At 58.8% G+C, this 20555-nt stretch carries 17 protein-coding genes; 6 read left to right on the top strand and 11 right to left on the bottom strand.

The window, feature by feature from the left end; translation table 11 throughout:
* Window position 1 precedes the first annotated feature (1 nt).
* The 4 genes from EOL86_02015 to sat all read right to left on the bottom strand — a co-directional run bounded on the left by EOL86_02015 (window position 2) and on the right by sat (window position 5389).
* Window positions 2-1243 (bottom strand): CoB--CoM heterodisulfide reductase iron-sulfur subunit A family protein, encoded by a 1242-nt coding sequence (locus EOL86_02015; protein ID NCD24359.1) that lies wholly within the window; start codon window positions 1241-1243, stop codon window positions 2-4.
* 162 nt (window positions 1244-1405) lie between these two features.
* Window positions 1406-3391: an adenylyl-sulfate reductase subunit alpha gene (locus tag EOL86_02010; GenBank protein ID NCD24358.1), complete on the bottom strand. Its 1986-nt coding sequence runs from the start codon at window positions 3389-3391 to the stop codon at window positions 1406-1408.
* A gap of 37 nt (window positions 3392-3428) precedes the next feature.
* Window positions 3429-3917, bottom strand: a complete 489-nt coding sequence (gene aprB, locus EOL86_02005; protein NCD24357.1) for an adenylyl-sulfate reductase subunit beta — start codon at window positions 3915-3917, stop codon at window positions 3429-3431.
* 203 nt (window positions 3918-4120) lie between these two features.
* On the bottom strand, window positions 4121-5389 hold the full coding sequence (sat, locus tag EOL86_02000) for a sulfate adenylyltransferase (protein NCD24356.1): 1269 nt from the start codon (window positions 5387-5389) through the stop codon (window positions 4121-4123).
* A gap of 339 nt (window positions 5390-5728) precedes the next feature.
* Between sat and EOL86_01995 the strand changes: the two genes are divergently transcribed.
* The 3 genes from EOL86_01995 (at window position 5729) to EOL86_01985 (ending at window position 11548) form a co-directional block, all read left to right on the top strand.
* Window positions 5729-7369: a hypothetical protein gene (locus EOL86_01995; GenBank protein ID NCD24355.1), complete on the top strand. Its 1641-nt coding sequence runs from the start codon at window positions 5729-5731 to the stop codon at window positions 7367-7369.
* 275 nt (window positions 7370-7644) lie between these two features.
* On the top strand, window positions 7645-9567 hold the full coding sequence (locus EOL86_01990) for an aconitate hydratase (protein NCD24354.1): 1923 nt from the start codon (window positions 7645-7647) through the stop codon (window positions 9565-9567).
* 73 nt (window positions 9568-9640) lie between these two features.
* Window positions 9641-11548, top strand: coding sequence for a hypothetical protein (locus EOL86_01985; protein ID NCD24353.1), 1908 nt, complete (start codon window positions 9641-9643; stop codon window positions 11546-11548).
* Window positions 11549-11621: 73 nt separating this feature from the next.
* On the opposite strand, the gene EOL86_01980 is transcribed toward EOL86_01985, so the two are convergent.
* Genes EOL86_01980 through EOL86_01960 form a run of 5 tightly spaced genes read right to left on the bottom strand, consistent with a single transcriptional unit; the run spans window position 11622 to window position 14975 of the window.
* A complete protein-coding gene (locus tag EOL86_01980; protein ID NCD24352.1) occupies window positions 11622-12110 on the bottom strand; it encodes a metallophosphoesterase in 489 nt (162 codons plus the stop codon).
* A complete protein-coding gene (locus EOL86_01975) occupies window positions 12107-12691 on the bottom strand; it encodes a hypothetical protein (GenBank protein NCD24351.1) in 585 nt (194 codons plus the stop codon). The genes EOL86_01980 and EOL86_01975 overlap by 4 nt, the downstream gene beginning before the upstream one ends.
* A 1-nt stretch (window position 12692) precedes the next feature.
* A complete protein-coding gene (locus EOL86_01970; GenBank protein ID NCD24350.1) occupies window positions 12693-13322 on the bottom strand; it encodes an HD domain-containing protein in 630 nt (209 codons plus the stop codon).
* On the bottom strand, window positions 13303-14481 hold the full coding sequence (gene argJ, locus EOL86_01965) for a bifunctional glutamate N-acetyltransferase/amino-acid acetyltransferase ArgJ (GenBank protein NCD24349.1): 1179 nt from the start codon (window positions 14479-14481) through the stop codon (window positions 13303-13305). The genes EOL86_01970 and argJ overlap by 20 nt, the downstream gene beginning before the upstream one ends.
* Window positions 14482-14519: 38 nt before the next feature.
* A complete protein-coding gene (locus EOL86_01960) occupies window positions 14520-14975 on the bottom strand; it encodes an Rrf2 family transcriptional regulator (protein ID NCD24348.1) in 456 nt (151 codons plus the stop codon).
* A 61-nt stretch (window positions 14976-15036) separates the two neighbouring features.
* On the opposite strand from EOL86_01960, the gene murB reads away from it, so the two are divergent.
* Genes murB through EOL86_01945 form a run of 3 tightly spaced genes read left to right on the top strand, consistent with a single transcriptional unit; the run spans window position 15037 to window position 18270 of the window.
* Entirely contained in the window at window positions 15037-15951 is a 915-nt protein-coding gene (gene murB / locus EOL86_01955) for a UDP-N-acetylmuramate dehydrogenase (GenBank protein NCD24347.1), read from the top strand.
* 18 nt (window positions 15952-15969) lie between these two features.
* Window positions 15970-17646 carry a formate--tetrahydrofolate ligase gene (locus tag EOL86_01950; protein ID NCD24346.1) on the top strand — a complete coding sequence of 559 codons (1677 nt, stop codon included), beginning with the start codon at window positions 15970-15972 and terminating at the stop codon, window positions 17644-17646.
* A 33-nt stretch (window positions 17647-17679) separates the two neighbouring features.
* A complete protein-coding gene (locus EOL86_01945; GenBank protein NCD24345.1) occupies window positions 17680-18270 on the top strand; it encodes a nucleoside deaminase in 591 nt (196 codons plus the stop codon).
* A 17-nt stretch (window positions 18271-18287) separates the two neighbouring features.
* On the opposite strand, the gene EOL86_01940 is transcribed toward EOL86_01945, so the two are convergent.
* The gene (locus EOL86_01940; GenBank protein NCD24344.1) at window positions 18288-19529 is read right to left on the bottom strand and encodes a CBS domain-containing protein; all 1242 of its coding nucleotides are present in this window, start codon (window positions 19527-19529) and stop codon (window positions 18288-18290) included.
* Between the two features lie 9 nt (window positions 19530-19538).
* Window positions 19539-19910, bottom strand: coding sequence for a fluoride efflux transporter CrcB (gene crcB, locus EOL86_01935; protein NCD24343.1), 372 nt, complete (start codon window positions 19908-19910; stop codon window positions 19539-19541).
* Window positions 19911-20555: the final 645 nt, after the last annotated feature.

Below are 20555 nucleotides of genomic sequence, written 5' to 3'. Positions count from 1 at the left end.
CCTACCTCCCTCTCACCGTCTGAATGGCTTTCATGGCGGCGCCCGTCGCGGATTGGGCCGTCTTCATGACATCCAGCGGTTGTTTGGCACAGCCAGCGGCAAAAATGCCCTTCTCCTCGCCCCCGATAATGAAGCCTTCGGAATCGACAGGCACATCTATCGGCAATGACGAGCCGGCCAAGCTGGGCTGCATTCCCGTGGCCAAAACCACCAAATCAAATCGTTCGACCGACTTGGTTCCCGAAACGGCATCCTCGACGGTGACCCAAACGTCATCGCCTGCTTTGCCCTGCTCGACGGCGGCAACCTTACCCTTGACGGCGAAAACCTTTTCATCGGCCAGGACTTTCTTGGCAAAATTATCGTACCGTCCCGGTGTCCGCAAATCGATGTAGTAAATGGTAACTTCCGCGTCAGGGTACTGCTCGCGTACGTACTGCGCCTGCTTCAAGGAAGCCATGCAGCAAATATAGGAGCAAAAATGCAGATGATTCTCGTCACGAGACCCTGCACACTGGACGAACGCAATTTTTTTCGGAGCAAGACCATCCGAAGGACGCAAAATTTTTCCTTCGGTCGGACCGTACGGAGACGCCAAGCGCTCCATCTGCATATTGGAAATACAATTCCTGACCGCGCCGGCACCAAGATTGGTTAACTTTGTCACATCATAGGGCTTCCATCCCGTGGCGATGATGATGGAACCGACATTAAGCGTGATTTCCTTTTCTGTTTCGGTCAGATCAATGTAATCGCACCCGGCAACCTTGGCCTTGTCCGAGTCACTCAAGGCCGCCTTGTCGACCACATAGCGCTGGGGAAACGCAAAGGGAGCATCCATGTACACGGCTTTGCGCGTGGACAGGCCAAACTCGAAATCATTGCTCACCTCTGTCGATAAATCCGCGCACAAAGAGGAAAGATCGGGACTGTTCGGGGCCGTGCACCGGGGTTTGATGCGCACGGTGACATCATAATTCCCAACACTGCCCGCCAACTTGGTGACCTCGGCCATGGTGAAGAATTTGACCTTCGGATTATTCTTGAGACGCTGATACTGAATTTCCAAGCCGCATGATGGGGGACACAACTTGGGAAAATACTTGTTCAGCTGCATAACGCGTCCACCCAGAAATGGGGTCTTCTCCACGATGAAGACCTCATGACCGATTTCAGCGGCCTCAAGGGCGGCGGTGAGTCCTGCGAATCCACCACCTATGACAAGTATGCTGTTGCTAGCCATTAGATTCCTCCCAGAACACTCATGTTGAAGGCCATAAAAATGAATAGAATGGCCCAAGTATGATCTATAACTACCAGAGGTTACAGATCATACATAGACCATTCTATTTCCTGGTACAGAAAAAAGGCTGCGGGTCGGACCCGCAGCCTTTTGGCCCATAAACTAGTCAGGGATGATCTGGTAGTAGTTTCTCTTGAAGATCGTGGTTTCACCGGTCTTCGGATCGAACGTGGAGTTCACGAAGCACTTCCACTTCGCATCGTCCAGGCCCATGAAGTCAGCACGGTAGTAGAAGCCGGGATAGCGGCTTTCCTGACGGAAACGGATGTGCTGCATGTGCAGACGGACGGTCCACAGTCTGTGGTACTGTTCCCAGCAACGCAGCAGTTCGTGCAGGTCGCGGGCAGCCAACTTCTTGGAATCTTCTTCCAGCATGTCGAGCAGGGTAAAACCCGTGTCGAGGAGTCTGTCGGAAGTGGTGTACAAAGTTGCAACACCGCCGCCGTATTCATCGGTGGCCTTGATCAGACGCATCATGAAGTTGTTCGGGGAGATGTAATTCGGATTGACAACCGGATCGGTGGAAGCACCCTTGAACTGCTCGTAGGTGTACCACGGCTGATAGATTTCCTTCTTCAGGGCATCAGCAGCGATATCAAGCGTGGGCTTGAAATCCTTGTGATCAACAGCGTAACGGACCATCTGCTTGCCAACGATACGGCCTTCCGCGTGAGAACCGGAAGAGAACTTATGACCAGAAGCACCAACGCCATCAGCACAGGTGAACAAACCATTGACCGTGGTCATGCGGTTGTAAACCTTACCGTTGGCGGCCTTGACCTTGTATTCCTCGGGAACCCAAGCTTCGTCCGGACCAGAAACCCAGATGCCGCAGCAACCTGAATGGGAGCCGAGCAGGTAAGGTTCGGTGGGCATGATCTCGGAGCCACGTTCTTCAGGCTTGATGTTCATGGCGGCCCAAAGGTTGGCCTGACCCACGCACATATCCAGGAAGTCTTCCCAAGCTTCGGACTCAAGGTGCTTCTGCTCGGCCTTGGACAGGGTGGCGAACGTGGTGTTCAACGCGGTGGCGGTGTCCATGTAGATGGGGCCGCGACCTTCACGCATTTCGCGCAGCATCATGTGGTTACGCAAGCACGTGGGGATGACATTACCCTTGGCGTAGCCGCGATCCTCGTAAGGCTTCAGCATGGCGCGGTTGGTGACGCAGTAATCCTCACCCTTGGAGTTGGTGGCCTTGGCCTTGAACAGCAGGAACCATGCGCCGACCGGGCCGTAACCGTCCTTGAAACGAGCCGGGACGAAACGGTTTTCCATCATGGTCATTTCAGCGCCGACCTGAGCACACATGGTGTAGGTGGAGCCAGCGTTCCACACAGGATACCAAGCGCGACCCAGACCCTCACCGGTGGACCGAGGGCGGTAAACGTTAACGGCGCCGCCACAAGCCACGGACATAGTCTTGGCCTTGATGACGTACACCTTGTTTTCACGAACGGAGAAGCCCACCGCGCCAGCGATCTGATTCGGAACCTTGGCGTCCAGAAGCAGCTTCACGATGAACAGGCGTTCGATATAACGGTCGGAACCAAGGGCGTTCTTGGCGGCCTCGGCAACGATGACCTTGTAGGATTCACCGTTGATCATGATCTGCCAACGTCCGGAACGGACAGGGGCATCACCCTTGCGCAGAGACAAGCCTTCTTTCTTGGCCTGGGCACCGTCCAAATTCTTCCCGTCTTTCTTGATCCAGCAGGGCAGGCCCCACTCTTCGAACAGATGAACGGAATCATCCACGTGGCGTCCCAAATCGAAAATCAAGTCTTCACGGACCAAGCCCATGAGGTCGGTACGAACCATGCGAACATAATCGTCCGGTTCGTTTTCACCGATATAGGTGTTAATAGCGGAAAGACCCTGGGCAACCGCGCCACCACGATCAATGGCGGCCTTGTCGACCAGCATCACCTTCACGCCGAGCTTGTCGGCCCAACGGCAGGCTTCGAAAGCGGCACCGCAGTTACCCATACCACCACCGACCATAAGAACGTCGGTCTCGAGTTCAACGACTTCCGGCTCGGCAAGGGCCAAGCCCTTGATCGTATCTTTAACAGGAATCTGAGGCATGTGTTCCTCCTGAAATTTCTTTCGTTAAAAGCGCCAACTAGGCAACGGCGGACTTGAAAGTGACCTTCAGGTCAGCTTCACCAACTTCGATCTTCTTGCCCAAGGCTTCCTTGGGTGCCTTCAGCGTGGCCTCAGTGAACAGAAGTTCGCTCTCAAGATCAGCGCCTTCGGGCTTGCCATCGAAGGGTTTGATGGAACCTTCAACAGTGGTGCGGATGGGGAACTTGAAACGCTTAACTTCGCCAGACCGGAACTGTACAGTCCACATGATATCTTCGGCGCCACGCAGGGGGATACATGTACCGCCCATGGGAGCAAAGTCAGCGTAGGGACGAGCGGTGATGGCACCCTGGGGACAAATTTTAACGCAGGAATAACATTCCCAGCAAGCGGACGGCTCCTGATTATAGGCTTTCATTTCCACCGGGTCCAGGATCATCAGGTCGTTAGGACAGATGTACATGCAGGCAGTCTTCTCACCGCCCTTGCATCCATCACACTTTGCCGGATCAACAAAGGTTGGCATAATTCCTCCAATTAAAGAGTTTAAAACAACTTAGCCACAGGCCCGAAATACACGGGAAAAATTTAACGCTCGGCTTGTGAATCTTTTATCAATACACCCTGTAGGTGTCAACCGGTTGTTTATGCCGCCACAAGGCCGAGCATCGCACCGACCCTGATCGCGTGGAAAGACACGGAGTCTTTCCACGCGACAGGAACACAAAATTACATCTTGGCGCCGGAAGCAGCACCCTGCATCTTGATTTCAACCTTTTCGGTCAAATTCGAATAGTATTCGCGCAGGATCACGAGGACTTCATCGCGGCCAAAATGGTCAACGACCTCGGCACCCTCGGACAGAGCCTTGCGCAGCTTGGTGCCGGAAAGAACGACACGGTCTTCCTTGCTATGCGGGCAGGTGCGCAGAGAAGCCATGCCGTCGCACTTGTAGCAGTAGAAGGTCCAGTCAATCTTCATCGGCTGGGTGACCAGATCCTTGCCAGCGCCCAAATTCTTGGGAACACGGTCAAAAATCTCCTGAGCCTCGAACAGGCCGTAGAAATCACCGACACCAGCGTGGTCACGACCGATGAGCATGTCGGACACGCCATAGTTCTGACGGAAGGTGGCGTGCAACAAGCCTTCGCGAGGACCAGCGTAACGCATATCCAGCGGATAGCCACCCTGAACGACGTTGGCCTTGACGAAGTACAGATCGATCAGCTTGTCGATGCACTTGATACGGACTTCGGCCGGGATATCGCCGGGCTTCAGGTTGCCGACCAGGGAGTGGATGAACACGCCGTCGCAAACTTCGCAAGCGATCTTGGCCAGGTATTCATGAGAACGGTGCATGGGATTGCGCAGCTGCAAAGCGGCAACACGGCTCCAGCCCTTTTCCTCGAAAGTCTTGCGAGCCTCGGCGGGGGTCATGTAGCAACCGGGGAAACGATCACGGTAGTCGCCTTCGGACAAAACCTTGACCGGACCGGCAACATTGTACTTCTTCTGCGCCATGACCATCTGCACGCCGGGATGGTCCTTCAGGGCCACTTCCCAGAACTTGTCATCGGCGGAATCCTCGCCCTGGCCCTTGTAAACCTTTTCGCTTTCCCACTTCTTGTCAGCTTCCGTCATTTCATAGACTTCCGTGACCTTCATGGTGGCCATGAACACACCCTTCTTGGGGTCGAACAGGGCGATCTCCTCGCCAACCTTCACGACTTCGTCGGTGTCCAATGTCACGGGCACGGGCCAGAAGGTACCATCGGCCAGCGTGTAATTCTCGCACACGGACTTCCAATCAGCCTTGGTCATGAAACCATTCAGCGGGCTGAATCCACCAATACCCATCATAATCAGATCACCCTTGGCGCGGGGGCTGATTTCAATCTTCTTCAGGGTCTCGGCCTTTTTCTGTTCGGCAGCCAGTTCGGCACCCTGAAGCAGACAGCAAACCAGACCTTTTCCACCATGAGCGGGTACGAGAGCCATAATGCGGATCCTCCTAAATATGGTTTGTTTTTATTTTCACAAATAACAGGATGGAGACCGCACTCTGCGTCGCAACCGCCATCTTGTCAATTGTTTTGTGATTTTTTTATCAACCCCTTCTCCTCAAGCAAATACGCGGTGTCGCGACCGCTTCGTGCCGTCATCGTCCCGTGCAAACTGTCACACTTTTGGATGACAACCAAATCATCCCGCACGAGCGGCCATTATTCGCTTGCGTAGCCAGGGTTCTTCCTGTTAGATGCGATAGTTGACATTTAATCCATCCCAGCAACATACAAACTCACTTATCAACCAATTTTGGTACCCTTCGCAAGACGCATGGCCGACAAATATCATTCCCTCTCCCTGACCCAGGAACTGGCCCAACTCGATGAAAAACTCGTATCCATTCTTGCCGCGCGCACCGGCCTGTTAGCCAGGGCCGCAGGTGCTCGACGCGCCAAGAATCTTGGCATCACCGACCCAAATCAAGAAAAAAAATTGTGGCAAACATGGCGCGAGACAGCCACGAACGAGAGCCTCGAACCGCAAATCCTCAAAAAAATATTTCATCTCACCAACAACCTCGCCTATGCCCGGGTCGAAAAGCATTCCTCCAACGACAAGCCGCTGTGCCTTTTTCCGCGCAGAAAGCCTGTCAACATCGATCTCGACGCGCCGCGTGACCAGATCTTGCGGAGCATGATGTTCTTTTTGGGGGCGACCAACTCAAAACCACTGCATGTCGCGCCATTTCAAGGGAACGATATTTCGCTGGAATTGATCAACGCCCTCAATCTTTGCGGCTTCAACATAGTCTTTATCAACCACGCCTGCGCCATCCAGCCGACCGACTCCTGGTCCATGGACAACAAGATCCTGTACGCCGGACAAAGCAAATTTCATTTTTATTTGCTTCTCTGTCTGGCGCTGGGCCAAGTGACCAAGGCCAAATTCACGGGCTCGACCAAACTCAAAATTCTCGATCTCCGGCCGATTCAGGATCTGCTGCCCAAGCTTGGAGCGCGTCTGACCGCCATCGAACCCCACAGCAACGGCCTGCCGGTACGCCTTGAATCCAGCGGGCAGGTTCCCGAAGACATCGCCATTCCCCCCGGCATCTCGAAAAAATTCATTCTCGCCCTGGCCGTCGCCGCGACGACCTTCAAAACGGGGCTGACCATCCGTCTTGCCGAAACCTATTGGAATAGCAAACTCCTCCGCAAGGGAATCGCTTTTCTGCAGCAATACATCCCGGAACTCCAATTCGAAGGGCAGACCATCACCATACCCGCCCCGCCAGTGAGTCTGGACATTTCCCACGCGGATATCCCCATCGACCCGCTGATGAGCCTGCACCTGTTGGTCATGCCGTTTTTCAACGACGGAGTGGTGACCTTGCGCGGCAAATGGCCCACCCTCACCCCGCACCTCCAGGACGTCATGGACATCCTGTACGAATTTGGCTTGCGCACGACCATCGAGGCGGATTTCATTTCGGCCCGCATGACAAACCGGCCGTCCAGCATCGCCATCGACATCACCTCGTGCCAGGAATACCTGCCCCTTATCCTGGCCATGGGGCTGGGACTCAAGGCGCCGTGCCACATCACGCTCGACACCACGCACGAAGACGTGGACCATGCCCAGGATCTGCTCGAAGCGCTGGGTGCTGGATACGCCATCGAACCCGGCTTGTTGAAACTCGGCCTGCCCGCCGCCAAACGCCCGGTCGAGAGCGCGTGGCAAAGTCCAGGACCTTTCTGGACCTTGGCCTGCGCCCTGATTTCCTTCAATCATCCCGGAATCTGCCTGGCCAATGCCGATAACATCTCCTCGGCGTGGCCATGGTTCTGGAAAATTTTCATGAACCTGCCCGAACCCCAAAACTTCATTCACCTGGCCCGAGCCGATGAACAGCCCGACGACACCCATGACGACAAGCCCAAACGCAAACGAATCCGCATCACGGCAGATTGAAACCATCGAACAGGAAATCGCTGTCTTGCGGGCCGATCAGGCCGCGGCCCAGGCCAGGGTCAAGCAGCTTCTCCACGACGAGGATCCGGCCCGGGGCATTCTTTTTCACGATGAAATCTTCCGTCTGCAGCATGACAAACTTCGCATGGACACGGAAATCCAGTTTCGGATGGTTGCCTTGCGACGTTTAAAATCCACGTGGTAAATCCAAGTTTCGAGGCTCCCGGCTCCGGCTGGGAGCCTTTTTTCCACACGCCCCCAGAAAAGGAGCTTCCATGCAACAAAATCTCACTCGTAAAATTATCGCCGCGCATCTGGTGACCGGCGAGATGGCCGCCGGCAGCGAGGTGGCCATCAAGATAAATCAAACCCTGACCCAAGACGCCACCGGAACCATGGCCTACCTGCAATGGGAAGCCATGGGCCTCCCCCGGGTCAAAACCGAGCTGTCCGTCAGCTACGTGGATCACAACACCCTGCAAATGGGTTTCCGCAACCCGGATGACCACCGCTTCCTGCGCAGCATCGCGGCCAAGTACGGCATTGTCTTTTCACCTCCGGGAACGGGTATCTGCCACCAATTGCATCTGGAAAATTTCGCGATTCCAGGCAAAACCCTGATCGGTTCCGACTCGCACACGCCCACGGCCGGCGGCATCGGCAGTCTGGCCATGGGCGCCGGCGGTCTGTCCGTGGCCCTGGCCATGGCCGGAGAACCGTATACCATCACCATGCCCAAGGTGATCAAGGTCTGGCTCACTGGCGCCTTGACCGGATATGCCTCGGCCAAGGATGTCATTTTGCATCTCCTGGGCTTGCTGTCCGTCAAGGGCGGCGTGGGCGCGGTCATGGAATATTGCGGCCCTGGCGTGGCGACCCTGAGCGTTCCGGAGCGCGCCACCATCACCAACATGGGCGCGGAACTGGGCGCGACCACGTCCATTTTTCCCAGCGATGAACAAACCAAGGCCTTCCTGACCCTCATGGGCCGCGAAAAGGATTTCAGTCCATTGGCCGCCGATGACGACGCCGCCTACGATCAGGAAGTCCACATCGATCTTGGCGCCCTGGTCCCCCTGGCCGCCCAGCCGCACATGCCCGACCGCGTGGTGCCCGTGGCGGAACTCGATGGCCTGACCGTCGACCAAGTGGCCATCGGCTCCTGCACCAACTCTTCGTTCTCGGATCTGCAAAGCGTGGCCCAGATTCTCAAGGGCGAGCATATCGCGGCCAACACGGACTTGCTCTTGTCTCCCGGATCGAAGCAAGTTCTCAAAATGCTCATGCGCGAAGGGTTGATCGACCATATTCTGGATGCCGGCGGCAGATTGATGGAATGCACCTGCGGTCCATGCATCGGCATGGGCGGCTCGCCCAACAGCGGTGGCGTCAGCGCCCGGACCTTCAATCGGAATTTCGAGGGTCGCAGCGGCACCCAGGACGGACAAATCTACCTCGTCAGCCCCATCACCGCCGCTTTCGCCGCCTTGAACGGCAAGTTCACGAATCCGGCCACCTGGACCAAACCCATCACCGCGCCGTCCCTCCCGGCCGGGGCACCGTCCATTCGCCACCTTTTCGCCTATCCCCCCCAGGACGGATCCAACGTGGAAATCCTGCGCGGGCCGAACATCGTCGCGCTGACACCCTTCGACCGCCTCCCGAATACCTTGGAGTTGCCCGTGCTGATCAAGGTCGGTGACAACATCACCACCGACCACATCATGCCCGCCGGCGCGGCCATCACGGCCCTGCGCTCGAACATTCCGGCCATCAGCCGCCATGTCTTCGAGCGCGTGGACAAAGATTTCGTGGCCAGGGCCGAGCAGGCCGGACAAGGGCTCATTCTTGGTGGCGAGAATTACGGTCAGGGCTCCAGCCGCGAGCACGCGGCCCTGGCGCCACGGCATTTGGGCGTGCGCGTCGTGCTGGCCAAGAGCTTCGCCCGTATCCACAAGGCCAATCTGATCAACTTCGGCATTCTGCCACTGGTCCTGGCCAGCGCGGCCGATTACGACCAGCTCGCCGAAGGCGACGTCCTGGCTTTCGATCTGACCTCCCTGGCTCCGAACGCTCCCTTGACCGCCCGGACATCCTCGGGAACAGTCATTGCCCTGGCCCATGATTTGACGGAGTCCGAAATCGCCATTATCAAGGCCGGTGGCTTGCTCAATGCCGTCAACGACCGGCAAAAATAACATTTCGCACGGGAAATCCGGAAATCCGGATTTCCCGTTTCTCTAACCCTCAGACTTTCCCGTCGGAGAATCCATGCTCGATATTTTGCGCCAGGGCGCCCAATCCTGGGGAATCAAAATTGTTTTTGGCATCATCATCGCTGTTTTCGTATTGGCCTTTGGCATGAGTCCGTCCGGCACCGATTCCACGACGGTGGTGGCCACGGTTAACGACGCGCCCATCCTGATCCGGGACTTTCAGGAAACGTTGCAACGCAACCTGGACACTGCGCGCCGCCAAAACCCGGGCCTGACCTCCGAATTTCTGGCGCAAATCAGGTTCAAGGACCAAATTCTCAATCAAATGGTCACGCGGGAACTCCTGCTCCAAAAAGCCACGGCCCTTGGCTTGGTCGTGTCCAAGGAAGAGTTGGCCAAGGAAATCCACCTCATCCCGACTTTCCAAAACGACAGCAACATCTTTGATCCGGAAAAATACCAGACCGTGCTCAAAAGCAACCGCCTGACGCCCGGTCAGTTCGAATCCGATTTCATGCGCAACCTGATCATGGACAAAATCCAGAACTATCTCGCGCTGCCCGGCCGGGTCAGCGAGGATCAGGCGCGGGATTATTACGATTACGGACGTGGCACGACGACCGTCTCCTACCTGCTCTACCCCTGGAAGGCCCATGAACACGAGGTCAACGCCACCGACGAAAAAATCCAGGAATACTACACCGCCCACAAAACCCAGTACACGGTGCCAGCCACGGCCAAGGTCGCCTTCGTGGAGCTGAGTCCACGGTCCCTGGCCAACCAGGAGGCGGTTCCGGACGAGGAAATCGCGGCATACTATGCCAAGCACAAGGAAAATTACAAAATCGAGGAACAGGTCAACGCCCGGCATATCCTGATCCGGCTCGATGAAAACGCAACCCAGGCCGAAGAAGAAAAAGCCACCGCCAAGATGGCAGCCGTCCAGGCGGAACTGACCGCCGGTAAAAAATTCGAGGATGTGGCCGCCGCGTTCACGGAAGATCCATCCGGAACATCCACGGGTGGGGCCTTGGGTTGGTTTGGTCGCGGCCGCATGGTCAAACCTTTTGAAGACGCGGCTTTCGCCACGGCCAAGGGGGAAGTCTGCGGCCCCATCCGAACCGCGTTTGGCTTTCACCTGATCAAGGTCGAGGACACCAAGACGACCGGATACACCCCCATGGATGCCGTCAAAGCCGAGATCAAGGAGACCATCGCCCAGGATCGCGCCACGGAAATCTTGCAGGATACCATCGACCAAGCCTTGGAACTGGTCCTGACCGGATCGGATCTTCAGGCCGTGGCTCAATCCCTTGGTCAGGGCCTCAAAGTCCACGAATCCGAACTCTTCACCAAAACCAACGCCCCCTCGGAATTGGCGGCGCTCAAACCCGAGGATCTCGCGGCCTTGTTCGATTTGGCCGTCAACGCCACGACCCAGGACCCCATTCCCCTGGCCGAAGGCTATATCCTGGCCACCAAAATCGAAAACACGCCCGCGACGACAAAACCGCTGGACACGGTCAAGGACGAAATCAAGGCGATCGTCATCAGGGACGAAGCCGCGAAACGGGCCAAGATTGCCGCCGATGCCGCTCTTGAGTCCTTGCGCGCCAACGGGAACCTGCCCTCGGGCCAGGCCCCGGACCTGACCATCACCGAGTCCTTTGGACGCCAGGGCAGCATCCCCGGACTTGGCATGGTCCCGGCAGTGGTCGACGCCGCGTTCAACGCCACGGCCGATTCCTGGTTGCCGTCCAGCTACAAGGTGGAAGACGGGTTCATCGTGGCCAAGGCCAGCGGTGTCGTTCCGCCTTCCGCGGAAGACTGGGCCAAGGAAAAGGAACTCTGGATCCAATCATTGAACCAACGCACCGAAGAACAAATGATCCAAACCTTCCTCGCCGACTTGCGTTCCAAGGCGGACGTGCGCATCCTCAACCCGGAAGTTCTGGAAAACTAAACGCCACCGCGTTTCCCCACCACACGCAAAAAAGCCCGACGTTCACGCCGGGCTTTTTTTTCGCGCACCCTGTTCACGACAGGTCGATCCATTCCAGCGTCGGATCATGCCCGCGTTTCAGCGTCAGCATCGCCAAGCCAGCCATGCCGCTCCTGGGCCAGAACACAGAGCCCGGATTGAGAATCCACCCGCCGCCTTCGAGACGCCGCCAGTCCCGGATATGCGTATGGCCATAGCAAACCAGGTCCACGCCGGGAAACTGACTGGCCACGGTGGCCCACACCCGCGACCTTGGCCCCCAGCCATGGGCCATCCCCAGGCGGAATCCGTCCAGCTCCACTTCACGCAAACTGGGCAGGGCGCCACGCAAGGGCGGCAGGTCACAGTTCCCCTGGACCGCGTAAAAACGGGGGTGGCTGTTCAGATAGGCCCAGGTTTCCTCGCCCACGCAATCCCCGCAGTGCAAGAGCACATCGGCCCGGCGACAATACCGTTCCATGACGGTTTCAAGCGCCCGATCCGGACACTCCAAATGCGTGTCGGACATGACCGCGACGTTCATGAACGCCCCCTGGACGCGGCGTTGGGCTTGACCACGAATTCACACTCCAGATTCATCATCCGGCCAGGACCGGCCTGATCGGCATACGAAGCCTGAAACGTCGTTAAAAAAGAGGCCAGAAAAGCCTTGAACTCCGCATTCCCGTTCAAGCGGGTCACGGCATAGCCGCCAATACGGCCGTCTTCCAGGATATTCAGACGAACCAATGCGGACCCGGCCTCCGGACAATACATCCTCGTCCAAAGCCCCAAAATGGCCCGTTGGATGACCCGCACCCGGGTCAAATCCTCTTCCTCAAGTGGCGCGGACAGCCGGACTTTCCGTTCGGGCCGGGTCTGGGTCATGACGGCCAGTTGCACGGGTGGCAACGGTTCCTCGGGATGGGCGTTACGGCTTAATTCCCGAAAAACGCGCTCCCGATATGAATTGAAGGCGTTCAGATCTATTTCAAGCGGCTTGGCCGGATCGTGGACCGGACCGAACAAAAGAAACCATACCGGTGCCGCATGCAGAAGCGTGGACAGGGAAAAACAGAAAAGCATCCACCGCGCGCGCTGTTGGAAGAGGCGGATTCGGATCATCTCACGTCCGGGGCTTGCCGTTCCCCCTGCGCCACCACGAGGCATCGGGCCGGGCAAACCACCACTCGGACTGATCCGTGTTCTGAATGGCCTGGGCCAGCTCGCGGGCGATGTCGGTCTTGAGGCGAGGCAGGGCGTGCTCCAGCCATTTGGCGGCATACGGGTTGCCGAGATCCTGCTCTTCCTTCAGATTGGCGATGAAATCGAGTTGATCCGCGTCCTGGGCCAACCGCGCCTCCAGGGTTTCGGCGGCTTCAAGTTCATGCCACATACCCACGGCGGCGTCGCTCAGGCCCGTTCCCTCCAGCGCATGCTCCAAGGCCAGCTCCGGGTTGGAGGTGTTGTAGATACGGTTGACGTAATTAAAATCGCCGATACGTGCCTCGTGCACATCGTGAAACAGGCACAAAAACACGGTCCGGGGCACATCCGCCCCGGCCTTGGAGGCCAGGACATAGCCAATCATGGCCGTGCGGAAAGAATGCTCGGCCACGTTCTCCGCGCCAGATCCCAAAAACTGGTACCCAGTGCGCGGCGTCTTCCGCAACATGCCCAATTCGAAAATAAAATCCGCCAGCCGCTTCCAGGCATGGTCAACCGTGGTCACGGCATCAGGTTCGGTATTCAGCATTGATCTTGATGTACTCCTCGGTGAAATCAGACGCGAGCAACATGGTTTCGGCATCCCCCGCCCCGAGCTGGACGTCGATATCGACACTGTCCCGGCGTAGGGCCGAAGCCAGCAGACTATCCCAATCGGCCTGGACCGGAGTGCCGTGCTCGAAAATCGTCATGCCCGCGATCCGCACGACCACGTCCTCGGGGACAAAGGACGCGCCGCTGCGACCCAAGGCGGCCACGATCCGGCCCCAGTTGGGATCCCGACCGTACAGGGCGGTCTTGACCAGTGGCGAATTGCCCACGGCCCGGGCGGCCAGCTCGGCGTCGTCCCGGGTCGCGGCACCGACGACCCGCACCCGCATGACCTTGGTTCCACCCTCGGCGTCCTGCACGATCTTGTAGGCCAGGTCCTGGCAGACATCCAACAATGCCGCTTCCAGGCGGTCCAAATCCTCGATAGCGACGGTGCCGGCCAGGCCATTGGCCAGGGCGAACACACAATCATTGGTGCTGGTGTCACCGTCCACGGTGATGGCATTGAAACTCTTGGCCACGCAACGTCGCAAGGCCTCCTGCCACCATGTTTGATCCACGCCAGCGTCGCACAACACGAAGCCAAGCATGGTCGCCATGTTCGGGCAGATCATGCCCGCGCCCTTGCAGAATCCGGCCAGTCGCACCTCGCCACACCCCAGTGCCAACTCTCGGCCAGCCATTTTGGGGAAAGTATCCGTGGTCATGATGGCCCGGGCCATGTCCACGAGCCCCACGGTCCCCAGGTTGGCCGCGATCTGGGCACTGCCCTCGCGCCACAAGGGCATCTTCAGCTGATCGCCGATGACGCCGGTGGACGCGGGCAGAATTTCGGACCCACCAAGCCCCAGGGCCGCGAACATCCCCAAGGTGGCCCGACAGTTGTCCAGACCTTCCTGGCCGGTGCAGGCGTTGGCTTGGCCGGAATTGACCACGATGGCCCGAACACCACGAGGATTGGCCGCCAGCACGTCCCGGGCGACCACAATGGGAGCGGCCTGAAACGCATTCGTGGTGAACACGGCCGCGGCCACGGCCGGAGCCTCGCTCACAACCAACCCCAAATCATAACGATCTGGACGTTTGAAACCGCACTTGGCGGTGGAAAACCGGTAGCCCTTGGGAACGGAAATCATGGAACCTCCAGGTGTGAAAACCATGCGCCCAAAACGTGTCATCCTCGTGACGTTGGCGTCGAAATCATCGCCAGCCCCAGACAGCCCTCGTGACCGTTCCGCATCAGGTCGGCCACGGTGATGGCGTCCAGTTCGCGCAGCATCGCATCGGTTGCCCGGCGCCATGCCGCGCGCGTCGGGCAACCCTCGGCCCGGGCGCACCGTTCCGGAGAACTCAGGCACACGGACAATTCGGCCGAGCCCTCCATGATACGCACAATATCACCCAGGGAAATGGAATCAGTGGATTTGCCAAGCTGATGGCCGCCGGAAGCGCCACGCTTGCTGACGACCAATCCGGCATGCTTGAGCGGTTTGATGATCTGCTCTATGAACGGAACCGTGATACCGGTCCGTTCGGCGATATCCTGCACCCGCTGCGGGGAACCGTTGTCGGACAGCGCCAGATCAAGAAGAATTCTGGACGCATACCGTGTTTTTGCCGAGAGTTTCATATAATTTTCAACTGGTTGCTTTTTTATTCAGGGCTAGCCGCAAACCGTCCCCGCGTCAAGAATGGCGCGCGACCGCGACTCGCCACATCACCCACGGGAAGACATGAAACATTTGCACGACATCGCCCTTGACCGCTACAGCTCCTACCGCATCGGCGGCAGGGCTCGAGACATGTATTTTCCCGAATCCCAGGCCGAGCTGATTGACGTGGTGCGCTCTCATCGCGCCCGCGACCTCCCCTTTTGGATTCACGGCGGCGGCGCCAACACCCTTTTCCCGGATGGAGAAATCCTGCTGCCCATCATCTCCACCAGCGAGATGAGGGCGACCCGCCGCGACGGCACGCTTTTTTTTGCCGAAGCCGGCACGATCTTGGACGCCTGGGTTCTGGACGCCTCGCGCCATGGCCTGGGCGGCGTCGAATGCCTGTCCGGCATCCCCGGCACCCTGGGCGGCGCCCTGTTCATGAACGCCGGAGCCCATGGCCAGGAAATATCCGAGCATGTGGTCAGCGTGACCATCCTGACGCCAGCCAACGATGTCATCGAGATCCCCAAGCGCGATTGTGGCTTTGGTTACCGTCGATCCTCGGGATTGCGGGACGCCGTCATCCTGTCCGGGACCTGGGACCTGCCCCGGGCCACGCCCGAGGAACTTCTGGCCACGCGAAAACACATCCTGGCCAAGCGCAAGGAAAAACAACCCCTGGAGTTTCCGTCGGCCGGCAGCGTGTTCAAACGCCCCGAGGGAGCCTATGCCTCCCAGCTCATCGACCAGGCCGGCCTCAAGGGCAGGCGCGTCGGCGGGGCCCAAGTCTCGGAAAAGCACGCCGGCTTTATCGTCAACGTTGGCAACGCCACCTGCCAGGACGTACTTGATCTGGTCGAACTGTGCCGCGCCACCGTGCGCGAACGTTTCGGCCAGGAACTGGAACTGGAGCAGTGCCTTTGCCCGTCGCGACCCACAAAACCCTGATCCCGGAGGTTCACACCCATGGCCGTCAAATCCGACATCGACATCGCCCAAGCCTCTACAATGCTTCCTATCCGAGATATCGCGGCCAAGCTCGGACTCGATGACGACCAACTCGAACCCTACGGACGGTACAAGGCCAAGCTGCCCTTGCGCCTGGCCGAAAAAGATCAGTGCAAATACGGCAAACTGGTTTTGGTCTCGGCCATCACCCCCACGCCGGCCGGCGAAGGCAAAACCACGGTGTCCATCGGCTTGGCCGACGGCCTGAACCGCATCGGCAAAAAGGCCATGGTCGTTCTGCGCGAGCCATCCCTGGGTCCGGTCTTTGGCATCAAGGGTGGGGCCACGGGCGGTGGCCATTCCCAACTCCTGCCCATGGAGGACATCAATCTCCATTTCACCGGTGATTTCGCGGCCATCGAAAAAGCCAACAACCTGTTGGCCGCGCTCATCGACAACAACCTTCAAAGCAAGGCGCGGTCCCTGAATCTGGACAGCCGAACCGTGGCCTGGAAACGGGTCATGGACATGAACGACCGCTCGCTCCGGCGCGTGATCTGTGGTCTGGGCGGGCTGGCGGGCGGCGTGCCACGGGAAACGGGCTTCGACATCACCGCGGCCTCGGAAATCATGGCCATTTTATGCCTGGCCGACGATCTGCCCGATCTCAAACGCCGCCTGGGCGACATCTTTGTCGGCTTCACGCCGCACCGCGAGCCCATTCATGCCCGCGACCTGAATGCCCAGGGAGCCATGGCCGCCCTGCTCAAGGAGGCCATCAAGCCCAACCTGATCCAATCCCTGGAGGGCAACCCGGCCATCATGCACGGCGGTCCCTTCGCCAACATTGCCCAAGGAACCAACAGTGTCATCGCCACCCGCACCGGCCTGTGTCTGGCCGATTACGTGGTCACCGAGGCTGGCTTCGGCTTTGATCTGGGTGGCGAAAAATTCCTGGACATCAAATGCCAATCCGCCGGCCTCGACCCGTGCGCGGTGGTGCTGGTGGCCACGGTTCGCGCCCTCAAATATCACGGCGGAGTGGAACTGGCGCATCTGGGCGTGCCCAACGCCAAGGCGTTGGCTCGCGGCCTGGAAAACCTGACCAAGCAGATTGAAAATGTACGCCTGTTCGACCTGACGCCCATCGTGGCCATCAACCGGTTCACCTCGGACACAAGCGAGGAGCATCAGGTCATCGTGGAGCATTGCCAGTTCATGGGCGTCCAGGCCGCAATCATGGACGGGTGGGACCAAGGCGGCGCGGGAGCCGAGGAATTGGCCGAATTGGTGGCGGCCACGGCGGACAATTGCAATGCGCGCTACAAACCGCTCTACGACTGGAAACAAAGCGTGCGCGAAAAAATCGAGATCATCGCCACCCGCGTCTACGGCGCGGCCGCAGTGGAGTACGCGCCCGGGGCCCTGCTCGACCTGGACAAGATCAGACGCCTTGGCCTGGATCATCTCCCGGTCTGCATCGCCAAGACCCAAGGCTCTCTTTCGGACAATCCCAGGCTGCATGGCCGTCCCCGCGACTTCGTGGTCACCATCCGCGAAATCGAAATCGCGGCCGGAGCGGGCTTTTTGGTCCCCCTGACCGGCAACATGATGCGCATGCCCGGATTGCCCGAAACACCATCGGCGGAAAAAATCGACATCGACGCCACGGGCCGGATCAGCGGCCTGTTCTAGACGTTCCATCTCTCGCACTCAAACCACGGAGGCATGATGCCCCATCCTTGTGAAATCGTTTTAACCACTCCGGACTGGTTCCAACGCCGCGTCGCGGAGCTTCCCGAATTCCTGCCCAACCCCGAGGACCGCATGCGCCTGGTCCTGGAATTCGCGCGCGCCAATGTCGAGCACGACACGGGAGGCCCTTTCGCGGCGGGAGTTTTTGAACGAGCCAGCGGTCGCCTCGTGGCCATGGGCGTGAACCGGGTCGTGCCCACCAGCTGCTCCAGCGCCCACGCCGAGATCATGGCTCTGTCCCTGGCCCAAAAACGGCTACAGACTTACGATCTGGGTAGCGGCGCTCTTCCGGAACACGAATTGGTGGTCAATTGGCGGCCGTGCGCCATGTGTTTCGGAGCCGTGCTCTGGTCCGGCATACGTCACCTGTGCATCGCCGGCAGCGGACCGGAATTGGAGGAGTTGACCGGCTTCGACGAAGGCCCCATTCATCCGGATTGGAAAAACGAACTGACCCGACGGGGTATCGACGTCGAGGAAGGGCTGCTCCGGGCCGAGGCCCTGGAGCTCTTCCGTTGGTTTCGATCCAGCGGCCGGGTCGTTTACAACGCCCGCCAAAGCTAGCCCCGGGCCGGCTGGGTTCAGTACCCACCGGCCAAACTTTTCAGGACCGCGTCCCGATCCACCATCCCGCACAATCGCCCCTCGCCATCCGCCACCACGACACGTTTGATCCCGCGTTCGACCAATGTCTGGATCACCTTGGACAGGGGGGTGTCCGGGCTCACGGTGATGACCCCGGTGTCCATGATGTCCTTGGCCACTCCCGCCAGCTCCGAGCCTCCAGGGGCGCTCCGGGACAGGGCCTTGATCAGGCCACCCAAAATTCCAGGTGCCTCGCGTCGGGCGACATGGGCCAGGATATCCCGATCATGAATCATGCCCAAAATTTTCCTGTCCGCATCGATGATGACCACCCGACGCAGGGGCGAGGCGACGAGCTGTTCCAGGATGGACGTCAGGGGCGTGTCCAATCCGGCCGTGGGCACATCGCGGTACATGACGTCCCGCGCCGACTCGTGCATGCCCTCGGGCAAGACATCGAGATGACCGGCCACGACCGAGGCATGGCCCATGGCCGCGAGCACGTCGGCCCGGCTGACAATGCCAAGCAAGTGTCCATCGTCGGATACCACGGGCAAACGCTTCACCCCGCCCTCGGCCATGTGGCGCAGGGCATCGCGGACCATGGTCTTGATATTGATGGTCCGCACCGGCGAGGTCATGATGTCCCGAGCCCGCAGATTCTTGAAATCCAGACAGCGGACATGTTCATCGCGCATGGCCGTCGGCAGGGCGCACTGCGCGTCGAGACTCAACGGCATGCCGGCCCTGGCCAGCAGGTCACCCCCGGTGATGATACCCACGGGCGTGCCTCCATCCATGACCGGCACGGCCTTGACCCCCCGTCGCGACAGCAAATCCAAAACTTCGCCCAGGGCGGTTTCGGGCCCGACCGTGGCCACGTTCGGAGTCATCACGTCCCGGATACGCAACGGCAGATGAAAGATAGCCTGCCCATCCACGACCACGACGCTTCCCGCCTCGACCATGTTGTCGAGCACCGGAAGAAACGCCGCGATCCGGGCCGGAACGTCCACGATCTCGACCATGACCGGCAAATTTTCGGACAAGCGCAAGATCTTGGCCGTGTGCAGCAAGCTGCTGGCCCCAAATCCCATGATTCCGCGACTGACCGTGGCGCCGGCCAAGCCACGTTGCCGGGCCTCGTTCACGATGGACTCATGGGTTGGCCGGCCCTGGTGGCGAGCCTCTTCATCTAAAAAAATCCTGACTATCTTGACATCGACAAGTTTGTTCATGCCACCTCCCTACACCAGCCGGCCCAGGCCCGTGCCCAGATACAGGGCCAGGAAGCCAACCGCGTTCTGTCCGCCGACATTGAGCATGAGTTTCAGCCACTGCCCGTCATTGAGCAGGCCGCCACTTTCAAAAATAAAGGTCGAAAAGGTCGTGAACGCGCCCATGAATCCGGTCAAAATAAATAACCTGGCCTGAGCCGAGAGCAGTCCCCGCTCCTCGGCCATGATCCAGACCAAGCCGAACAAAAAAGCCCCCAGAATGTTCACCGCCCAGGTTCCCCAGGGAAACTCCCGCCCCAGCAAATCATAGACCAAGCCCGAAAGCCAATACCGGCACAATGTGCCCATGGCTCCCGCCAGGGCGATCCAAACAAATTTCATCGTTCATTCCTTGGATACGAAACGAAAAAAACAACCCGTCCACCGGGAAAGACCACGCGACGCCCGGCTGAACCCACATTGCTCTGGCCACAAGGGATGCTCCGGCCTTGCGGGAGCGTCAACACGAAAGCGCCAAAAAATCACGGGCGTTCCTGGGGGAATGCCACGAACCAGGCACGACATTCCCTGGGAACGCACGTATTCCGCCGACGCGTCATGACCCGTAAGGCCTTGTTTTCCACTGACCCCGGTCCGGGCGCGACGGGCGCCAAGTCCGGACCGGGTGGGGATATCGATTCAGCATGCCGCCGGTGATCGCGAGCGTTATATATATCGAGACACGTATTCGCCGGACTATATCAAATCAGGCATATTCAGGGACGCGCCTTGTGGCGGCGTTCTCCTTCGCTCGCGATCATCGCCACGGATCCTTCGCGGATACGGGGTGGCGTCCCGGCTCGTCCACTGGCCATCGCCAGGGGTACGATGCATGTCTGCGTCGTTGTCCGGACACGGCATGGTGCCCGGACAACGGGTTGAAAAACGTTAAACCTTGGCGCCCTGCAACTCGGCGGCGGTGAAATTCCATCCGACGTTGTGCGGGGGAAGGGTTTCATCCTGGAAGAAACGGGGCAGCTGGTCGTC

The sequence above is a fragment of the Deltaproteobacteria bacterium genome, assembly GCA_009930495.1.
Lineage (GTDB): Bacteria > Desulfobacterota > Desulfovibrionia > Desulfovibrionales > Desulfomicrobiaceae > Desulfomicrobium.
This window is presented reverse-complemented; position numbering and strand designations above follow the sequence as displayed.